Raw genomic sequence first — 20,538 nt, 5'->3', positions numbered from 1 at the left:
GTTGTCAGAACGGGCAGGCACACCGGGCGTTTAGGCACTCGCCGCTGACCGGATGAACAAACTTCAACTCGCTGGCGTGTAACATCAGACGCGGGATGTGTTCGGTCCCCGCCAGCATAAGACCGCCATACAGGTCGCAACCCAAAATCGGATGGCCCAACAGCTGGCAGTGGATACGCAGCTGGTGGGTGCGTCCAGTCTCTGGCGTAAGTTCCACCCGCGTTAATGGCATGAACGTCTTATCTTCCAATAGGTGATGAGTGCGCTCAATCACCTGATAGCGTGAGCGAGCTGGCTTACCATTGATTGGGCAAATTGACATCAACGGAAATAGCGTCGGATCTTTGGCAATCGGCGCGTCAATCACACCTTCGTCGTCATGCAGATGCCCGCACAGCAGTGCGCGGTAAATCTTGGTCACGCTGCGCTGGCTAAACTGCTGGCAAATTGCGGCATTGATCGCCTTATTGCGGGCAATCACCATTAACCCTGATGTGCCGAAATCCAAACGATGCACCAGCGTGCAGCCGGGGAAAAGCTTCACTAACCGATGATGCACAGAATCGAGATTGAGCGGATTTTTCCCCGACAGGCTGAGCAGACCAGCTGGTTTATTGATCAGCAGCAGATGATCGTCCTGGTAGAGAATCTCAATCTCTTTAAGACATTGCGGGGCGATAAAGGTATCGATAATCGTAGACATCAGGCTGCCCGGCTGGCGAAGGGATGCGGATAATAGCGAATTTTGCGGCAACTGGCGAATCCGGGCATGTGTCTATTCGCTCAGGCGAAATTTATCGTCCAGACTTAAAGCAAAGACGTGGTCTGCGCAGGCAATGTGCTTTACACTGCGCGCTGAAAAAAATGAGTAGATAACGATTAGGTAGGCGGCAATGGCGATGAACGGAACGATCACAACCTGGTTTCAGGATAAAGGTTTTGGATTTATCAAAGATGAAAATGGCGATAACCGCTATTTCCATGTGATTAAGGTCGCTAACCCTGAGCTGATCAAGAAAGACGCGGCGGTGACCTTTGAACCCACCACCAATAACAAAGGTTTGTCAGCGTATGCTGTGAAGGTCTCACCTGAGAGCAAATACATCTATATTGCCGGCGAGCGCCTGAAGCTCACCTCGATCAAATCTTATGTGGTTTACAGCGAAGACGTGCCGGTTGAAACGCGCATCGATAAAGAGAATACCGTGCTGTCGGTAGGTATTCTGATGAATAGCATCAAACCGAAAACAGACGTTAAGCCGGATGAAACGCGCTCACTGAAGAAACTTGCGGTGACCACGTTTCAGGGAACGACTTTGATTTTCACGGCGGATGAAATTGATATTGATGCCACGGTGAAAATGCTTAAGGTGTGAAGATATTCTGATTAATTCTCAGCGGAAATCCTCACGCAGGATTTCCGCATTGATTATGCCGTTGGCCTTTCGTTCCATGCGTCGGTAAATTGAATATTCCCATCAACATATTTCCACGTAATCTTCGCATAACGCAGCGCAACGCTTTCCATATGCCCGGTTCCTGGACAATTACGCGTGTCATGCATGATCGGCGATATCGATATGACCTTTACGTCTTCCATTAATATGTTGAAGTACTCTTCTTCCTGACCAGCATCACTGATGCGGTACCATTTGATTTCAGCTTCTTTTAACGTCTGACCTGTTGCCACAGCCTTGTATAAATAAGGTGACGCAGAATCAATTTCTTTCTCAAACATAAATGGAGCATGTTGCCGTGTGCCTGTTAGCTTGCCGGTATTGTTGTCGGTGGGAATAGAGAGAAGATGCTGTACACCCCGTAATTCAATGCTGCCCTCACGGTGCATCACGTCTGAACCGCCTCTGATTACTGCGCCGCCATCATCTTTAATAAACATATGAACGGGTATAGCCATGTGAATCTCCTTAGTTAGTCATACAACCAGCGTCCAGCTTTAGCCGACTCCACAAACATACGTACAGTTAGTGGTTTAACGTCTTGTTGAATTGGATCCTTAGAAAAGTATTTTCGGAAAACTGTTTCTGTTTTCCAGGGATAATAAGCATCAAAATTTATAACTGTTGTATCGACATGATATTTTTTACCAAAATCCTGAATGGCATAGGGCAACTCATCCCATCCGGCGTAGCCTTGTAATGGAGTATCAAATTCGATTGGAATGGGTTTTAAACTCCATGTAGTCATGAGAGATAACTCGCCACGAAAAAAATCTAATATTTGATGTTCGTCTACCATACTCGATCTTCTTCTCTCACGATCATGTTGTAGGTTGAAACAGTCTTATAGACTATTTGAGAAAGATCATTTGCCAGTAAGACCCATCCTACAACCGGCACAGTTCGGCCAACAAAAGCCCCAAGATTGTTTGTCCACATCGGCTTGAGTAACTTAATGCTGGTATTAGTGAACGTTGGCAAAGGTCTGGGCAATTTCACATTCAGAATTTGACGCGAATATTTAGAGGCGATCGAAGTACCAGGTGTAGCATTGCCGGGCTTACCTCTTGTACCCAGAATAGGAAGACCAAGAATGATGCTGCTCACCGCAACAATGTTATTGATGCCACCTACATGCTCATCAATTTTGTCCAAAAGTATCCAAAAAAATAATTCACCAGCTGAAACATTGCTGACTCCTTTGTAAAAGTACGTCCCATTAAGCTGCTCAACCGTATCCATAATCATCCTCCCTGAATTACAGGCGGCCAGATTACAACGTGATGAACGCTATTTTTTGTTCAAAAGAGAGGAGTGGAACCACTAATAGCGGGTTAACTATTGGAGAGTTTAGGGAGACTATGGCAGCGTTTGCCTGGCAAAGGCAGCGTGGTCGCCATGATTGGCGACCCAGCGTTTTCGTAGGGTGCACATTTATGCGCACCGGCTAAATCAGCTTAAAAACTCTGCCAATCCGCATCATTCACCACCGCAACGCGCGAGGGTTTAACGAATGAAGCCGTACGCACCACAGCCTGCTTTTGCTGAACTTCGCCAGCCGCCGCGACATGGAATTTACCCACCAGTTGATTCAAATTCCCGGCCTGTTCCTGCAGCGATTGCGAAGCGGCAGAGGCTTCTTGCACCAGCGCGGCGTTCTGCTGCGTAACGTCGTCCATCTGATTCACCGCTTGCTGCACCTGCACGATGCCCTGACTCTGCTCGACAGCGGCAGCGGCAATCTCTTCCACCAGTTGGCTTACCTGATGAATGGCATCGTTCATCACGCTCATATTACGCCCTACGTCGCTGGCCTGCGCAGCACCGGCTTCGGTCAGACGATGTGACTCTTCGATCAGCGTTTTGATTTCGCGCGCGGCGGTGGTTGAACGTTGCGACAAGTTGCGCACTTCACCGGCGACTACGGCGAAGCCTTTGCCGTGTTCACCGGCACGTGCGGCTTCAACGGCGGCGTTCAGCGCCAGAATGTTGGTTTGGAAGGCGATGCCTTCAATGATCGAGACGATTTCCGTCACTTTGCGCGAGCTACCACGAATGTTATCCATGGTTGAAAGCATGGTAGTCAGTGACGTGCTGCTCTTCTCTGACAATCCGCTGGCGTTAGCGGCAAGCTGACTGGCCTGGCGCGTGTTATCGGCGGTTTGACGCACGGTTTCACTCAGCTCGGTCATGCTGGCCGCGGTTTGCTCCAGCGATGCCGCCTGTTGCTCGGTGCGTGATGAGAGATCTTCATTGCCCGCGGAAATCTGTACCGATGCGCTGCTCACTGATTGTGACGCCTGACGCACCGAAGAGAGCGCGCCTGATACGCGATCCATCAGGACGTTAAACGAGTGCGCCATGTTGCCCACTTCATCACGACGGCTCTCATCTGCTTTCAGCGTTAAATCGAGGTTCTCGCTGGCAGTCATCATCACTTTGCCCGCAGCAGACAAGCTGCGACGAATGCGCAATACGGTGAACAGCGACAGCACGCCAAAAATCAGCACGGTGGCGATAACGCCGGTGATGGTCGTCCATAACACCGAGTGGAACGTGCTGCGGTTGGTGGCGCGCAGTTCATCGCCAATGGCGATATTCAGCTGCAGCTGTTTTTGATAATCGCTAATCAGCTGGCGAATGGCGGCTCCGATACCGGTTTGTCCATCAATCAGATTGAGGCTGATATCATTTTGATGCGCACGCGAGGCGTTGATAAATGGCGCCAGTGCGGCGGTGACGTGCTGAATATTGGCATAAGCGACTTCGGTTAAGCGCTTATCTTCATCGCTGGAGATATCGTGCGCCATGTAGTAATCGGTCTGCGCCTTCAAATCCGCCAGCTGTTTCTGGATCTCGTCCTCAATAGCCGGCATTTTGCTGTCGTCGGTCTGGCTTTTGTGTTTGTAGAGCGTTAACGCCAACTGGTTACTGCCATCAATCAGTTTCCCCAGATCTTTGATCGAGGGAATCGCATTGGCCTGTACATATTCAAAGCGATCCTGAAAACCAGAGAGTAAGGAAATGGCGAGTATCGCTTGCAGGATGATGGCGCCAAACAGTATGGAAAAGGTGGCAAACAGACGTTGAGAGATGTTCATTTTATTATCCTTAATCTTAAAGCGTCCCGGCAAAAGCCGCGTAGGGAAGAGGGCAGATTAATAACCATCGGCAGATTGAGGAAATTAGTTAATTTTTTTATTCAGGGTTTAAGTCTTCAACTGGTTATCACGCTAATTTTTAACATTTTTGCCGGATACCAGCGCTGTATTGCATTGGATAAGTAAAGGACTACAAAACTCCGCGCTCCCTCCGATATTGCCTTACAGACCCGCTCTCTATCATTTCGGAAATCGTGAAAGTTTCTGAACTTAGAGAGAGTGAAATCCCATGAATAAAATTTTCCGTGTGATTTGGCATGCTGCAACGCAGCGTTATGTGGTGGCCTCTGAGCTGGCCAAAGGCAAAGTTAAATCCCAATCTTCGAATAATGCGATGAGCAGCGCAGCGCGGAAAACAGCGGTGCTCTCTGGCCTGGCGATGGCTGTCGCTGTCACATTACCTGTCAGCAACGTATTCGCCGCGGCGATTATCGCCAACGGCGCAATCTTAAACTACGACGGACAGGATATCGTCTCGACCGCAAACAACAGTGAAAGCGGGCGCGGCTTGAGCGCATCGAATAAGGGTTCGATCACCTTCACCAACGGTTCGCTGACCACCAGCGGCACCGCCGGTGTGGGTGCGATGGCAAATACGGGCGCAACCATCACGCTGAAGAACACTGAAATTAAGACCTCGGGGTCCTCTGCGCAGGGCATGATGTCGCAAAACAACAGCAACATTAATGCGGATGGCGTCCATATCAACACCAGCGGCTCATCGAGCTTCGGTGTACATGTTGTTGATGGCTCAGCCACGCTCAGCAATAGCTCAATTACATCATCGGCCTATGGTCTGGTTTCGCAAGGTTCTAATGGCAATATTAATCTTAGCGACACCATTGTCAGCACTTCAGGTGAACGCGGTCATTCTGCCTACGCATCAAGAGGCGGGAAAATCACCGTCGATGGCAGCACACTCGCAACTTCCGGACATCTGGCATTAGGTGCCTATGCGACAGGAGCTGGAAGTCAAATAGATATTACTAACAGCAAAATAAGCACGACTGGGTCTTCTTCAGAAGCGGTAATGGCGCAGAACGGTGGCACGGTCAATTTAACCAACACAACCATTTTTACCGACCAAATTAACTCTTATGGATTACGTGCTAGCGGCAGCGGAGCGGTAGTGAATTATGATAACGGCACAATTACTACCTCCGGACCCACCACTTCCGTTCAGGCACTAAATGCGGGCAGTGAAGTAAACATTCGTAACGCGACGATAAATACCTCAGCTCTGGGTCTTGCAGCAACATCAGGCACAGTAACAGCGTTTAATACCGTTATTAATAATAATGGCCTTGAGGCGCCTGATACGATGGTGACCAACGATTTGACGAGCTTAGGAGCCGCAGTGGCAGCCCGTTATACTGGTGGATTAGCCAGCTTGAAGAATGTCCAGGTCAACAGTACACGTGGAAATTTACTCGGCGTTCGCGTTAGCGAAGGCGCCCTGGTTGAATTGGATAATGTTGAATTCAACCACGTTAGTAATGCTGATGGGTTGGCTGTTCTTAAGGGTGGAACGCTGAGGGGCGACCGTGTCAGCGTGAATATCGCGGGTCAGGATGGCGCAGCTTTGTCTTCGGGTATCTGGATGGGGATGCGTGATGGTGACAACCGCGTCGATTTAACCAATTCACAGATCACGCTCACCGGCGCGAACAGTGCGGGTATGCTGTTCCAGTCTGATGCGGTCAGCAACAACACCATGTCGCTGAGCAACAGCGCGGTTACTGCGAGTGAAGGTAGTGCAATGGTGGTTTCCGGCACTGCCGATACCAAAGTCACCACTTCCGGCACCGCATTAACCGGCGCGACGCTGTTATCCGCAGGCATTGGCAATAGCGGCACGGTGAGCAATGTGACATTGACCGGTGATAACGGCTCAGTATTTAACGGCGATGTCATCATCGACCGCGCCAATACCGCGACCAACATCATCAACCTCGATAACAACTCCGTCTGGAGCGGTGCGACCAGCTCACTGGAAAATCTGAACCTGGCGAATGGCAGCCAGTGGAATGTTACGTCGAGCTCTGCGGTGGATAATCTGACGCTGAATAACGCCACGCTGAATATGACCGCGCCCGGCACCGGCTTCAGCCAGGTGACCTTGAGCAGCCTGAACAGCACCAACGGTACCATCGACTTTAAAACCCATCTGATGGATGACCACTCAGAGACCGATCATCTGCACATCACCGGTGATTACACCGGTAACAGCAACGTGGTGGTGCAGAACGCCGGCGGCACCGGCGCGCAAACCATCGATGGTATCGAGCTGATTCGCGTCGATGGCAACGTAAACGGTACGTTCACCCAGCAGGGCCGTATTGTGGCCGGTGCTTACGATTATCATCTGGTGCAGGATGCCAATAAATGGGTACTGGAGAGCAACAGCAACAACGTGGCACCGGGCAATCCAGGCAGCAATCCGGTTAATCCTGGCGATCCTGACAACGGCTCCGGCACGCCAGGCGATGATACCGGCACGCCAGGCGATGATACCGGCACGCCGGGCAGTGGTTCAGGTAATGCGGGCGATGTGGGCAAGCCGGTTAAAGGCTTCCCGATTACGCGTCCGGAAGCGGGCAGCTATGCGGCTAACCTCGCTGCGGCGAATACCTTATTTACCACCTCGCTGGATGATCGTCTGGGTGAGACCCACTACATTGGCGCAGACGGTAAGAAACACGTCACCAGCCTGTGGTTGCGTAACGCAGGTGGACACACGCGCTTCAGCGATAGTTCCGGCCAGCTGAAAACCACCGGTAACCGTTATGTGATGCAGTTAGGCGGCGATATCGCCCAGTGGAGCAGTAATGGTGCGGACCGTTTCCATCTGGGTGTCATGGGCGGCTACGCTAATGCGCAAAGTAACACACACTCTAACGTGACGGGTTACACCGCAAAAGGTCAGGTGCACGGTTACAGCACGGGCGTTTACGCGACCTGGTTGCAGGACAACGCTGACAAGACCGGAGCTTATGTTGACAGCTGGATGCTCTACAACTGGTTTGATAACAGCGTGAAAGGTGATGGCATCGCGGAAGAGAGCTACAAATCGAAAGGCATCACCGCGTCAGTGGAAGCCGGTTACAGCTTCAAAGTCGCGGAGATGAGCGAGCGTTCCAGCGTCTATCTGCAGCCGAAGGCGCAGGCGACCTGGATGGGCGTGAAAGCGAAGGATCATCAAGAGCAAAACGGCACGCGCGTGGTGGGTGAAGGCGACAACAACCTGCAAACGCGTCTGGGTGTTCGCGCTTACATCAAAGGCCACAATGCCATTGATGATGGTAAAAACCGCACCTTCGAGCCGTTTATCGAAGCCAACTGGGTGCACAACACCGAAACCTTTGGCAGCAGCATGAATGGCATCAGCGTGCAGCAAGCCGGGGCGCGTAACCTCGGTGAAGTGAAAGTGGGTGTCGATGCGAAGCTGAATAAAACCGTTAATCTGTGGGGCAATATGGGTCAGCAGATGGGGGATAAGGGTTACAGCGATACCAGCGCAATGGTGGGCGTGAAGGTTAATTTCTGATAACACAAATCGCGTGAAAAATCGCGCCGCTACGAATGCATGCATGCTTCTGTAGCGGCGCAGTTTATTGAGCAAATTTATATAATTACGGCCTGCGGAACAGCGCCATACTGCGGCCTTCCAGCTCGAAATTCTTCTCTTTGGTAATCACTAACCCTTTCTCAACGCTGTCAGACGTCGAAAGCTCCAGCACCCAGCCGCCTTCACCAAACTGTGGAATACTGAACGGCACATTGCCTTCATACGGATTAAACAGCATCAACACGTCATGCCAGATGCCTTCCTCCGGCTCTAAATCCGGGCGACCGAGATACACCCCGAGCGTGGTGCCATCATCCCATTGATCATCCTGCTGGAAGCCGCCACCGGCGTTAAACCATTTGATTTCCATACCATCGCGCCAGCTTTCACGCCGCAGCAGCGGTTGTTGAGCGCGTAACGCCAGAATATGCCGGGTAAAGTCGCGCAGCGCATCAGCAGAAGGCGGCAGGTTTTCCCAATGCAGCCAGGAAATTTCGCTGTCCTGGCAGTAGCCGTTATTGTTGCCGAGTTGACTGCGACCAAACTCATCACCCGCCAGCAACATCGGCGTGCCGTGCGAGAACAGCAGCGTGGCGAGGAAGTTGCGTTTCTGCCGCTCACGTACCGCGTTGATGCCTTCATCGTCCGTTGGGCCTTCCGCACCGTAATTGTACGAACGGTTCTCGTTATGGCCGTCATTATTGTCTTCACCGTTGGCTTCGTTGTGTTTCTCGTTGTACGAAACCAAATCGTTGAGCGTGAAGCCATCATGCGCGGTAAGGAAATTGATGCTGGACCAGGGACGGCGACCGCGCTGGTCGTAGAGATCACCGGAACCGAGCAGGCGCGCGGCAAAGTCATTAGTGACCATGTCACCTTTCCAGTACTCACGCACCGTATCGCGATACTTATCGTTCCACTCCGCCCAGCCCGGCGGGAAGCCGCCAACCTGATAACCGCCCGGTCCAATATCCCACGGCTCACCGATCAATTTCAGTTTGGACAACACTGGATCCTGCATGATGGCATCGAAGAAGCCACTACGCTGGTCAAAGCCTTCTGGTTCACGGCCCAGCACGGTGCCGAGATCGAAACGGAAGCCATCAACATGCATGGATTCGGCCCAATAACGCAGCGAATCGAGAATCATCTGCAGCACGCGCGGATGCGACGTATTCACGGTGTTACCGGTGCCGGTGTCATTGATGTAGTAGCGATGCTGATCCGGCAGCGTGCGGTAATAAGAGTAGTTATCAATGCCTTTAAACGACAACGTGGGGCCGAGTTCATTGCCTTCGGCGGTGTGGTTGTAAACCACGTCGAGGATCACTTCGAGGCCAGCATCGTGGAAGGCGCGCACCATATCGCGGAAGCCCTGAATCCCGCGCGGACCAAAGTAGCGCGTGGCCGGGGCGAAGAACGCCAGCGTGTTGTAGCCCCAGAAGTTTTTTAGACCGCGATCCAGCAGATGCTGATCGTCCGGGAAACCGTGCACCGGCAGCAGCTCCACGGTGGTTACGCCCAGGCTTTTGATGTAATCGATCGAAGCCTGATTGCTTAAACCGTCGTAAGTGCCGCGCATCTCTTCGGGCACCGCCGGATTAAGCTGGCTAAAACCTTTAACGTGGGCTTCATAAATGACCGTTTTCGACCACGGAATATTCGGTCGATTAGCATCCTGCCAGTCAAATTCATTGGGATCGATGACCACACATTTGGGCGTAAACGGTGCGCTGTCGCGGGTATCGAAACTCAAATCCTTATCTTCATGCAGCAGGTCATACGCGAAGTGCGACTCGTCCCACTGCAATTCGCCCGCCAGTTCGCGTGCGTAAGGGTCGAGCAACAGTTTGTTAGGGTTAAAGCGATGGCCATTTTCCGGCTCGTACGGGCCGTGTACGCGATAGCCATAGAGCGCGCCGGGCTGCAAGCCGGGAATGTAGCCGTGCCACACTTCATGGGTGTATTCCGGTAAATCGAAGCGGGCGATTTCGTTTTCGCCGCTCTCATCGTACAAACACAGCTCGACTCGCTCAGCGCAGGCCGAAAACAGCGCAAAGTTCACGCCCTGGCCATCATAGTTAGCGCCAAGCACTTGTCCCGAACCTGCTGTAATTTCTAGAGGCTTACTTGTCATCCATTATTCTCCACACAGATTAATCGGGTAATGCATCAGCTGCTCAGCAGCACTAACGGCGCACTTGAGGCCGCCTCATCCAGCGCGATGTAATCGCCAATCGTCACGGTTTCGCCACTCCATAAGTTGCGATAGTGACGATGGGCGAGTGACTCGGGCAGTACCACTTCGGTTTGCGTCCACTGCGCGTTGTCAAAACTCAGGCGCGGCAGAATCACCAGCAGCGCGTGATTACTGTCCTGACGCGCAAAGGCGATGACTTTCTCCTGATGCTCGCCGCTGACGTCTAGCGGCTGATAATCGCCCACGCGGAACAGCTGCGGATAATCGCGGCGCAGATGCAGAAGGCGTGCAATCACCTGTTGTTTCAGTTTGCCGCTCAGCCAGTTTTGCGCGTCGTTGAAGTCGGGCGAAGCGGACTCTTCCAGCTGCTGCTCCAGCAGCGCGAAGTCCGGCGTGCGGCGGTTGTCGGGATCGACCAGACTGAAATCCAGCGCTTCGCTACCCTGATAGATATCCGGCACGCCCGGCGCGGTGAGTTTAATTACCGTTTGCGTCAGGCTGTTGATTAGCCCGGCCTGAATAAACGGTTGCAGCGCGTGGCTGAAATCGCTGAGGAACAACTGATTGGCCGGTGAAAGCAGATGACGCGCGTAATCCAGCACCGCTTTTTCGTAGGCTTCGTTGCTTTCTGCCCAGTCGGTACGCAGTTTGGCTTCGCGTAACGCTTTTTCGACAAAAGGAATAAAGCGCTCTTCGAGTTGGCTGGCATCCTGCGGCTGCAAGGTGGTCGGCCACACGCCGGCTAACGCCTGATACAGCATCCATTCCACTGCCGGTTCCGGCGCGGCGCCATCGTCCAGTTCCACTACCTGCGCCTGATTAATCTGCCGCCAGCGCGCTACGTGTTCCGCCCACAGCGCGGGGGCTTCGCTTAGCGTATACAGCCGCGCACGCGCATCTTCACCACGCTTGGTGTCGTGGGTTGAGGTGGATGAGATGCCATCGGGCTGCTGTTGCAGCCGCGTTTGCATCTCGCTGTGGAAATGCGCCAGCGAGAAGGCGTGCGGCAGCGGTTCTGCGCCCACTTCATTGATGGCTAACGCGACGTGATTGCGGAAGAACAGCGTGTCTTCCACCGATTTCGCCATCAGCGGTCCGGTCAGCTGCTGGAAGCGCATGCGGAATTCGTGCGCGTCTTTTTCGCTCTCTTCAGAAACCGCGCCCAGCAGCATCGCCTGCAGCAAACTCAACACCGTCGGTGACGCGCTGTTTTTCACCGTTTCCAGCACCTGTTGCAGCAGCTCTTCGCCTTCGAGCGGCATGCCGTCCTGCTGGCCGTAGGTGCGATACACCGGGAAGGCGATGAGGATTTCGCGCAGTGCGACGTGCAGTTCCGCTTCGCCCAGGTTGCGATGTTCGGAACCGGCAATCTGCGTCGCCAGCTTAAGCAGACGCGCAAACTCACCGGCGAAATTGCGGTCAACCATCAATTCACGCGCCACGCGCAGTCCGCCTTCAACGTCGTTGCGTTGTCCGGTGGTGGCTTCATAGGCCAGATGCAGCGTATCGATCTGCGAATCATCCACCAGCGCGTGCGACAGCGCGGCAATAAATTCGTAGCCGGTGGTGCCGGAAATCGGCCAATCGTCAGGGATCTTTTCCCCTTCGGCGAGGATCTTTTCCACCGTGATATAGCAATCCGGGCCGGTGGCCTGGCGCAGCTGGCGCAAATAGCCTTGTGGATCGGCAAGGCCATCAACGTGATCGACGCGCAGGCCGCTGACCGCACCGGAGCGCACCAGTTCAAGAATCAGCCGGTGGGAATCGGCAAACACCGCCTCGTCTTCAACGCGTACGCCGACCAGCCCGGTGATCTCAAAGAAGCGGCGATAAGAGAGCTCGCTGCGTGCATCGCGCCAGCTCATCAAACGCCACGGCTGCTGCTCATGCAGTTCAGCAATCGCTTTGGCTTCAGTCATCGCGAGCACCTCGTCGGCGCGATCCTGCCAGCTGGCGGGCGTCAGCGGGTAAAAGCTGTCGTAGTACGCCAGCGCGGGATGGCCAGTTTGCGGATGTGCTTTAATGCTCAGCTCACCGTTTTCCAGCACGTTCTCGAAGCTGTCGCCGAGAAACGGCAGCGTCAGGCGGCGCGTCCAGTCGATATCAAAATGATTGGCATAGCGGCTGCTCTCGCCATACTCGATCACATCACGCCACCAGGCATTCTCCAGCGAGGCCGCCATATGGTTCGGCACGATGTCGAGAATCAAGCCAATCTCCGCGTCCTGCAACGCCTCAACCAGACGATTAAAGCCGTCGCGGCCGCCAATCGCCGGTTCGATCTCATTGGCATCGATGACATCGTAACCGTGGGTGGATTCGGCGGTGGCGCTAAATATCGGCGACGCGTAAAGATGGCTGATGCCAAGGCGTTGCAGATAGGGCACCAGCGCCGCGGCGCGATCAAACGTCATGCCGTTGCGAAACTGAATGCGATACGTCGCGGTTGGAATACTCATTTTGTTGCTCCCTGATCCAAACGCACCACGATGGCGTGTTGTGATAATGCTTCAGTTTCTTGCGGCCAGGCGAAAATCGTGCGACCTGGCGTGGCGGGTAAAGGTTGCGTCTGCTTGCCGATATTCAGCGCCAGCGACAGTTCGCCCTGTGGGAAATGCCAGCTAACGGCCACAAAGCCTTCAGCGGTGGCGAGCACTTTGCCGCTGTTGCCGCCCGCATCCGCCAGCAGCGGCACGATATATTGCTGACGCAGCGCCAGCAGCTCGCGCGTTAGCGCCAGCCAGCTCTGGCCTTCAGGCGTTTGTAACTTATCCCAGTCAAGTTTTGAGCGGGTAAAGGTCTGCTCGGCGTTGGGATCCGGCACCTCTTCGTCATGCCCGGCGTGCCCGGTGAACTCCTTCGCGCGTCCTTCACGCACCGCTTTGGCCAGATCGCCGTGGAAATCGGTGAAGAACAGGAAGGGATTCGTTTCGCCATACTCTTCGCCCATAAATAGCAGCGGAATATGCGGCGACAGCAGCAGCGTCGCCAGCAGCACTTTGGTGCGATCGCTGCCCGCCAGGCTGATCAAACGATCGCCCTGCGCGCGGTTACCCACCTGATCATGGTTCTGGATGAAATCAACAAACGCCACCGGCGGCTGGCTGGCACTTGGCACGCCGCGCCGCTGCCCACTCTGCGGTGAAAGTTCGCCCTGATAAGCAAAGCCTTCAGTCAGCACTCGCGCCACCAGCTTCTCCGGCACGTCGGCGAAATCTTCGTAATAGGCGTGAGTTTCACCGGTTGCAAACACGTGCACCGCGTTGTGGAAATCATCGTTCCACTCACCGGTAAACAGCGGCGCGTTGCCCTGTTTGTCACGCGGATGCAGGAAGATAACGTTGCGGCAATCTTCGGTAGTGAGATGAATAGGGCGCTCGGGAATTTCCTGACGGATGCGTTCGGCAATCTCAATCAGCGCATGCTTACTGGAGCTGTCTTCAATCTGGTCAATGGCATCAAAACGCAGGCCATCAAGATTAAATTCCTGCAGCCAGTAGAGCGGTGCTTCGACAATATAGCGCCGCACAGCATCGACATCATATGCAATGCCCGCGCCCCATGGCGTCATGCGTTCCTGGTGGAAAAACGCTGGTGCCAGCAGCGGCAGGTAGTTGCCTTCCGGACCAAAGTGGTTGAGCACGATATCCAGCACCACCGACAAACCGTGCGCGTGCGCGGCATCGATAAAGGCTTTGAAATCATCCGGCGATCCGTAAGCCGCATGTGGAGCGTAGAGCAGCACGCCGTCGTAGCCCCAACCGCGATTGCCACCAAACTGCGACACCGGCAGCACTTCCAGCTGCGTGATGCCTAATTCGGCCAGCCACGGCAATTTAGCTATCGCAGCCTGGAAAGTGCCTTCGGGCGTGAAGGTACCGATGTGCATTTCATACACCACCGTTTCATGCCACGGACGACCTTGCCATTCGGTGTGCTGCCAGCGATAGCTTTGCGGATCGACCACCAGTGAAGGGCCGTTAACATCAGCCTTTTGCGCACGCGCGGCGGGATCCGGCACCACCGTGCCATCGTCCAGCACAAAGTTATACTCTGCACCGGGCGCCACGCCGCTGACTTGCAGCTCAAACCAACCGTCGCCTGCGTCGAGCATGGCGGTGTCGTTATCGGCAAGTCTTAAGGTGATGTGCTGCTGCCCTGGTGCCCAAACACGAAAACGGACGCTGTCATCAGCAAGAATTTCAGCGCCCCAGGATTTTTCAAATGATCTGAATTCCATTCAATTGCCTCGTTTAGCCCACGCAGGGGCAATGGACGACATCAAGCGATTCGCTACTGGCTGAAAACGATAAATAATTTGGGATGAAAGTTAGGTCGGACAACAAATCATAGTCGATATTTTGGCGTTTTCTGGCGCGCGCGAGAGGATTTCAGGTGGGTTTAAGAAATTATCGAATTAGCGGGGGATTTTTACGCTTCGGTTAGATGAGGTCGCCAGGAATGGCGTACTGCTGCTCAGTTAAGCGCCGAGCGACTTTCGTTCGCCCTATGCTGAGGCAGTTGCAGTATCTTCGTGCGGCGACCGAGCAGAGGACGCCTGGTCGCGCCCTCTGCACTCCCGGGCCTTGCGCCAGCCCAACCCGCCGCTTCGCGGTGCCTTCACTCATTCACGATTCCTGACGGACCGGTGGCGATTCGCTCCTGCTCAGCGCCACCTCTCGCCGCATCCATGCGGCTCGCCCTGGAATCCCTCATTCGCTCAGCGGATTGTGATGTCGCCTCAACATCCGCGCTGCAGCAGTCGTGCGTATTTTTAACTCAAAATCGCTTTAAATCCCGCAGGACTGCGGCCCTTGTTAATGCCGACTCGAACCTAAGCCGGTTTATGCTTGACCTTACGTTTACGCAATTTATCGATCAAACGATGCGCTTCCGCTTCTGTTGCCACCGCAGGCGATGAACCTTTCAGCGGTTTGCGGGCCGTTTCACTCAAGGTTAAAACCGTCAGTAAACCAATAATACCGGCACCGATCATGTAATACGCCGGCATCAGATTATTGTGCGTGGTATCCACCAGCCATGCGGTAATCAGCGGCGTGGTGCCACCAAATAGCGAAACCGATAAGTTAAAACCAATTGCCAGCGCGCTATAACGAATATCGGTGACAAATAGCGCCGGTAACGTTGCCGGCATGGTGCCGCTGAAACAAGTATGCAATAAGCCCAGAATCGCCAGTCCGGCAAACACCAAAAGCATATTGCCGGAACCAATCAACATATAGCTCGGAATTGCCAGCACGATTAAGCCCAACGCGCCTAAACCAATCACCGGACGGCGACCAATGCGGTCGGTGAGATATCCCCACATTAACGTCAGCGGCATCATGATAAACATAATCACCATCACCAACATCAGGCCGGATAATTCACTCATTCCCAGCACGCCGGTTAAATAGCTCGGCATATAGGCGGTCAGCATATAATTGGAGACGTTGAACAACAGTACCAGACCAATACATTTCAGCAGCGGTTTACGCTGATCGCGCAGCATCTGCCACACGCTCAGGCGCGGCTTGTTGTGCTCCATCTCTTCGCGCTTATCCATGTGATCTTTAAACGCGGGCGTCTCTTCCAGCTTTAAGCGGATATACAAACCGAACAGACCCAACGGCGCGGCGAGGAAGAACGGCACACGCCAGCCCCAATCCATCATGGTTTGATGCGGTAAGAAAGCGATCATTGCTGTCACCAGGCTGGCGCCCAGCAGATAGCCACCCAGCGTACCGAACTCAAGGAAGCTACCCATAAAGCCGCGGCGTTTGTCGGTGGAGTATTCCGCGATAAAGGTCGCGGCACCGCCATATTCACCGCCGGTGGAGAACCCTTGCAGCAAGCGCGCCAGCAGCAGCAGAATCGGCGCAGCGATACCAATGCTGGCATAGCTTGGGATCAGACCGATACAGAACGTACCGATCGACATCATGATCATGGTCAACGCCAGCACCTTCTGACGTCCAATGCGGTCGCCGAGTGGACCAAACACCATGCCGCCAATCGGACGCACTAAAAACGCCGCGGCGAAGGTTCCGAACGAAGCGATCAACTGCGCGGCAGCGCTGGCATCGGCGAAGAAGACCTGGCCAATGATCACGGCGAGATAGCTGTAAACGCCGAAGTCAAACCACTCCATCGCATTACCCAATGCGGCGGCACCAACCGCGCGTTTCAGCAATTTGTTGTCGATAACGGTGATGTCATCAACGGTTAAGCCACTGGCTGTGGCTGAGTGTGTTGTATCCGTTCCTGTGCTCATAAATTCCCCAGTTGAGAAAATGGCGCGATCTTATAGCTTTCGCAGCCATAATTTCATAAATGGAAAAGAAAGCTATAAGAGGCAGAAGAAGCGCAAACCCTAGTAAAGATTTTAACATCTCGCAAGTTGGCAGGATAAAACACGGGTAGTTAGGACGTTTGAGGGAGGTCGCCATGGATGGCGACCGTGAATGTAGATGATCAGCCCGGCCCCTCACTACCGGCCGCCAGCAGCGGCACAATCACATCGCTGATTGGCGTAGGAATGCCGCGCGCCCGGCCATAACGCTGCACGACGCCGTTGCGGATGTCCCACTCCAGCGGACGATCGGCCTGGCGGTCGGCAAGGATCGAGGTGCCTAAATCAGTCGGTGCGCGGTGGAAGCGTTCTACAATCTCCTGCGGCACCTCATCGTTTAACGCGGCACCTTCCGCGCGCGCTACCGTCAGGCACTCCTGCAAATAGGCCAGCGCCAGCGCGCTGATGTCGTCGCGCTGGAACATACCCGCACGACGATTGGACAGCACCATCAAACCGGCAACCGCGTTTTGCAGCAGTTTGCGCCAGGCGATGGTCAGGAAATCGGCGGAGAGATCGACCGCGCAGCGCGTGTCGCGCAGTGCCGCAACCACCATGTCAGAGTGCGGCGTTTCCGGCAGCGTCAGGCGCGGCTTTTCGCGCAGCCACACCGAGGCGTCCGGTTCGCGCTGGGCCGGGAACCACACCACCGATGGCAGCACGGTCGCGCCATTGACATAGGGCGCGAGTTGGCTTTTCTGCTCCACGCCATTCTGCAGCGCGCACACCACGGTATTTTCATCACACAGCGCCGCCAGCCATGGCGCGGTATCTTCAACCTGGGTGGTTTTCACCGCCACAAACACCAGATCGAACGGTTGCGCGATCTCGGCGGGATTGGTGAGCACCGGGCCGGGAACAATAATTTTGCCGCTGTCGTGACGCAACTCCAGCTGCGGATGTGCGGTACGCCCGCAAATCGTGGGCGTGCGTCCAGCTTCATGCAGCGCTGCCGCGATGGTAGTGCCAATCGCGCCCGGTCCAATAAGGGCGATGGTGGGATTCTCAGACATCTTATTAAGCTCCTGATTATCTAGTGGCAGAACGTTTCTTCAGCAGCGAAGAATAGCCGTTTACAGCACAGTTATGTGCTTTTTCCGCAGCAGTTGGCACATTTCGTCATCGGGTTGAGCATCAACGATCAAGGTGCTGGCCAGTGATAATTCACCGATGGCAAACGCCGAAGCGGAATTCAGCTTCTCATTCGACACCATCACCACCGTTTCCGCCGCGCGTGCGGAAAGCGCACGTTTCACCCCGGCCTCTTCGTAGTTGCCTGTGGTTAATCCCGCCGTTTTGTGCACGCCGGTCACGCCCATGAAGAACAGATCGGCATTAATCCGCGCAATGCCTTCCAGCACCGCCGCACCCACCGCCACCACCGAATGGCGATAGAGCAGGCCGCCAATCATGATCACGTCAACCTGCGGATAATCCACCAGCGCCACGGCAATGCTTGGGCTGTGCGTCACCACGGTAAATGCCAGGTCCGGCGGCAGCAATTTCACCATCTCGGCGGTGGTAGTGCCGCCATCGATAATCACTACCTGGCCGGGCTGGATCAGCTGGACCGCTTTCTGCGCGATAAGGCGTTTAGAGCTAATCTGCACGCTTTTGCGTATTTCAAACGGTGCGATAGCGGCAGAAACCGGCAGCGCACCGCCGTGTACACGTTGCAGTAATCCTTCGGCGGCTAACTCACGCAGATCGCGGCGGATTGAGTCTTCCGACACCGCAAAGCGCTGGCTAAGCTCGCTCGACATCACCTGTTTTTCTTCGCTCAGAATGGCGAGAATTTGCTGTTTACGTTGGCTGGAAAGCATTATTTTCTCATTCATGTTTTTGCTTGTATCTGCACGATTATGCATGTTAGCGTAGATTTTGTCACCTATCGCCGGGCAAATCGTGCAAAAAAACGCTTGCCCACACCATCGAATTTTTGGAGAAACGCAATGTTGATTCTTATAGCAGGGCCCGTACGCAGCGGCACCAACGGCAATCAAGTGTTAATTCATGAAAACATTAAGAAATTAGGCCAGGTTGCCCTGCAGGTCTACCAGCGCGGACATACGCCGGTGATTGGTGAGTGGCTGGCGTTGCCGCTGGCGAGCGCCGCCGGTTCGCAGACAATTGGCGATGAAATCAGTGAATCTTTTCTCTATCCGGTGGCGCATCGTTTGATTCACTGTTGCGATGCTATTTTACGCATTCCGGGCGCGTCGCAGGGGGCTGATAACGATGTGCGGATTGGCAAGGAGCGGGGAATGGCGATCTTTACCCAACTGGATGAGATTCCGGTGATTGAGAGTTAGATTAAGCGTGGTCGCCATGAATGAACTGCACCCCAAATGTTGGACCATAATCTGACATTGAAGGTGCAGGTCTATGGCGACAAAATATCCCGTCGAATTCAAACTCTCGGCCATTCACTATTTTCTTAGCGGCCATGCCGGTATTGATGGAACGGCTAAGCACTTCAGCATTGCCCCTACTAACCTGCGCCGCTGGGTTGCACGCTATCAGCATCACGGTGAGCAGGCTTTGCTTCCCCGCGGGCACCGGCGTTATTCTTCCGACTTCAGAGTTCAGGTGGCGCATTACGTTCTGGCTCATCCCGGTGAGTCATACGCCGCGGTTGCGGCGCGTTTTAATCTCACCTCATACAAAACGGTTGAATCCTGGGCCCGTCAGTACAGCCTTAAAGGCCACTACGCTTTCCCGCCCGAAAACAGCACGCGGAGTATACGAATGTCAGACAAAGCAAAATCACCAAAACCTGCCGGATCAATGACGGAGAAAGAGCTGCTTAAGGAGCTCGAATACCTTCGCGCCGAAAACGACTATCTGAAGGTTATGCAGGAGATTATCCTGGAAAAAAAGCGCCGGGAGCGGGAGAAAAAGCCGCTGCAGTGACGCGGTTGCGCACGCGGCATCGCCTGCCGGTGCTGCTGAGCGTATCGCGGCTGCCGAAAAGCACATTTTTTTATCAGCTTGCCCGCCAGCAGGCGGCGGATAAGTACGCAGAGGTGAAGGCGCTCATCGTCAGGCTGTCGGAGGAGCATCGCAGTCTTTACGGCTACCGGCGCATGGGCTGCCTGCTCAGGCAGCACGGCTGGGGGCTGAGCGGGAAAACCGTGCTGAAGCTGATGTCGGCGCTGGGCCTGCAGTCGCCGGTAAGAAAGAAGAGATACCGGTCCTGTCGGGGGCCCGAAGGGCGAACAGCCGGCAACGTGCTGCAGCGCAACTTCCGGGCACAGGCACCGAACGAGAAGTGGGTAACGGACGTAACGGAGTTCAGCGTTGCGGGTGAAAAATGCTACCTGTCCCCGGTTCTGGACCTGTATAACGGCGAAATCGTGGGCTGGGAAACGGCGCGTAAGCCGCTGATGCCGATGATAAACAATATGCTGAGCAGTGCCTTACGGCATCTGACGGGCGAGCAGCGTCCGCTTCTTCACAGCGATCAGGGCTGGCAGTATCAGATGCCGGAGTATAGGCAGCGCCTGGCGGAAAACGGGATAACACAGAGCATGTCGCGCAGAGGAAACTGCCTGGACAACGCGGTGATGGAAAACTTCTTCGGTCATCTGAAGTCGGAAATGTTTTACCTGAAGAAATACCGTGATGTAGAGGAGCTGGAGAAGGATATCGGAGACTATATCCACTTCTGGAATACTAAGCGGATAAAAATGGGGTTGGGTGGGCTGAGTCCGGTAGCGTACAGGACTCAGCATTACGCAGCGCTTTAACTAAACGGTCCAGGTTATGGGGTTCAGTTCATGAATGGCGACCCGATAAAA

The 20,538-nt window shown here is 54.3% G+C and carries 15 protein-coding genes; 4 read left to right on the top strand and 11 right to left on the bottom strand.

The window, feature by feature from the left end:
* Positions 1–4 precede the first annotated feature (4 nt).
* On the bottom strand, positions 5–703 hold the full coding sequence (locus FCN45_RS20310) for an RluA family pseudouridine synthase (RefSeq protein ID WP_137387026.1): 699 nt from the start codon (positions 701–703) through the stop codon (positions 5–7).
* Between the two features lie 190 nt (positions 704–893).
* On the opposite strand from FCN45_RS20310, the gene FCN45_RS20305 reads away from it, so the two are divergent.
* On the top strand, positions 894–1,376 hold the full coding sequence (locus FCN45_RS20305; RefSeq protein ID WP_101761317.1) for a cold-shock protein: 483 nt from the start codon (positions 894–896) through the stop codon (positions 1,374–1,376).
* 53 nt (positions 1,377–1,429) lie between these two features.
* Here FCN45_RS20305 and FCN45_RS20300 read toward each other — a convergent pair whose 3' ends face one another.
* The 4 genes from FCN45_RS20300 to FCN45_RS20285 all read right to left on the bottom strand — a co-directional run bounded on the left by FCN45_RS20300 (position 1,430) and on the right by FCN45_RS20285 (position 4,558).
* Positions 1,430–1,915, bottom strand: coding sequence for a type VI secretion system tube protein TssD (locus tag FCN45_RS20300; RefSeq protein WP_101761318.1), 486 nt, complete (start codon positions 1,913–1,915; stop codon positions 1,430–1,432).
* A gap of 14 nt (positions 1,916–1,929) precedes the next feature.
* Positions 1,930–2,256 carry a DUF1493 family protein gene (locus FCN45_RS20295; RefSeq protein ID WP_101761319.1) on the bottom strand — a complete coding sequence of 109 codons (327 nt, stop codon included), beginning with the start codon at positions 2,254–2,256 and terminating at the stop codon, positions 1,930–1,932.
* The gene (locus FCN45_RS20290) at positions 2,250–2,699 is read right to left on the bottom strand and encodes an STM2901 family protein (RefSeq protein WP_101761320.1); all 450 of its coding nucleotides are present in this window, start codon (positions 2,697–2,699) and stop codon (positions 2,250–2,252) included. Before FCN45_RS20290 ends, FCN45_RS20295 begins: the two co-directional genes overlap by 7 nt.
* 215 nt (positions 2,700–2,914) lie before the next feature.
* The gene (locus FCN45_RS20285) at positions 2,915–4,558 is read right to left on the bottom strand and encodes a methyl-accepting chemotaxis protein (RefSeq protein ID WP_137387025.1); all 1,644 of its coding nucleotides are present in this window, start codon (positions 4,556–4,558) and stop codon (positions 2,915–2,917) included.
* Positions 4,559–4,847: 289 nt separating this feature from the next.
* On the opposite strand from FCN45_RS20285, the gene FCN45_RS20280 reads away from it, so the two are divergent.
* Positions 4,848–8,165: an autotransporter outer membrane beta-barrel domain-containing protein gene (locus FCN45_RS20280; RefSeq protein ID WP_137387024.1), complete on the top strand. Its 3,318-nt coding sequence runs from the start codon at positions 4,848–4,850 to the stop codon at positions 8,163–8,165.
* A gap of 85 nt (positions 8,166–8,250) precedes the next feature.
* On the opposite strand, the gene glgX is transcribed toward FCN45_RS20280, so the two are convergent.
* The 6 genes from glgX to FCN45_RS20250 form a co-directional block, all read right to left on the bottom strand.
* On the bottom strand, positions 8,251–10,323 hold the full coding sequence (gene glgX / locus FCN45_RS20275) for a glycogen debranching protein GlgX (protein WP_137387023.1): 2,073 nt from the start codon (positions 10,321–10,323) through the stop codon (positions 8,251–8,253).
* Positions 10,324–10,358: 35 nt separating this feature from the next.
* Entirely contained in the window at positions 10,359–12,845 is a 2,487-nt protein-coding gene (gene treY / locus FCN45_RS20270; protein WP_137387022.1) for a malto-oligosyltrehalose synthase, read from the bottom strand.
* Positions 12,842–14,626: a malto-oligosyltrehalose trehalohydrolase gene (gene treZ / locus FCN45_RS20265; RefSeq protein WP_137387021.1), complete on the bottom strand. Its 1,785-nt coding sequence runs from the start codon at positions 14,624–14,626 to the stop codon at positions 12,842–12,844. The genes treY and treZ overlap by 4 nt, the downstream gene beginning before the upstream one ends.
* A 594-nt stretch (positions 14,627–15,220) precedes the next feature.
* The gene (gene proP, locus FCN45_RS20260; RefSeq protein ID WP_101761326.1) at positions 15,221–16,660 is read right to left on the bottom strand and encodes a glycine betaine/L-proline transporter ProP; all 1,440 of its coding nucleotides are present in this window, start codon (positions 16,658–16,660) and stop codon (positions 15,221–15,223) included.
* 200 nt (positions 16,661–16,860) lie between these two features.
* Complete coding sequence (locus FCN45_RS20255; protein WP_137387020.1) at positions 16,861–17,751, bottom strand: oxidoreductase; 891 nt, start codon at positions 17,749–17,751, stop codon at positions 16,861–16,863.
* 60 nt (positions 17,752–17,811) lie between these two features.
* A complete protein-coding gene (locus tag FCN45_RS20250; protein WP_137387430.1) occupies positions 17,812–18,561 on the bottom strand; it encodes a DeoR/GlpR family DNA-binding transcription regulator in 750 nt (249 codons plus the stop codon).
* A gap of 129 nt (positions 18,562–18,690) precedes the next feature.
* On the opposite strand from FCN45_RS20250, the gene FCN45_RS20245 reads away from it, so the two are divergent.
* Both FCN45_RS20245 and FCN45_RS20240 read left to right on the top strand, forming a co-directional pair.
* Positions 18,691–19,050 (top strand): NUDIX hydrolase, encoded by a 360-nt coding sequence (locus FCN45_RS20245; protein ID WP_137387019.1) that lies wholly within the window; start codon positions 18,691–18,693, stop codon positions 19,048–19,050.
* Between the two features lie 73 nt (positions 19,051–19,123).
* A protein-coding gene (locus FCN45_RS20240) for an IS3 family transposase (protein WP_137385294.1) occupies positions 19,124–20,487 on the top strand; the annotation gives its coding sequence in 2 pieces (ribosomal slippage) (positions 19,124–19,619 and positions 19,619–20,487; 1,365 coding nt in all).
* Positions 20,488–20,538 lie beyond the last annotated feature (51 nt).

Origin of the sequence: Pantoea sp. SO10 (assembly GCF_005281435.1) — a bacterium.
GTDB lineage: Bacteria > Pseudomonadota > Gammaproteobacteria > Enterobacterales > Enterobacteriaceae > Pantoea > Pantoea leporis.
Note: the sequence above shows the minus strand (reverse complement) of the source record. Positions and strands in the feature narration are given on the sequence as shown.